At 46.1% G+C, this 228-nt stretch carries 1 protein-coding gene; it reads left to right on the forward strand.

What is annotated here, in order from left to right:
* The coding region (locus SB773_RS35280) for a hypothetical protein (RefSeq protein ID WP_410595268.1) at positions 1–228 on the forward strand (228 nt) is incomplete at both ends.

Raw genomic sequence — 228 nt, forward strand, 5'->3', positions numbered from 1 at the left:
GGTTAACCTTTGTCACCCAATCCGGTAAGGTCAACTACTGGCAAACCTTCTGGCAGGCATCTATCAGCACATTACAACAGGATATCAAAGCACTGGATTTAAGCAGCTATGACCTGGTGCTGACCGACTTTGAACCCATCACGGCACATGCCGCCCGGTTACAACAAAAACGCAGTATCGCTTTTGGTCATCAGTATGCATTTTTACATCAAATTCCGATGGAACATG

Origin of the sequence: Bacillus sp. SIMBA_074, assembly GCF_046534555.1 — a bacterium.
Classification (GTDB): Bacteria; Bacillota; Bacilli; order Bacillales; family Bacillaceae_G; genus Bacillus_A; species Bacillus_A mycoides.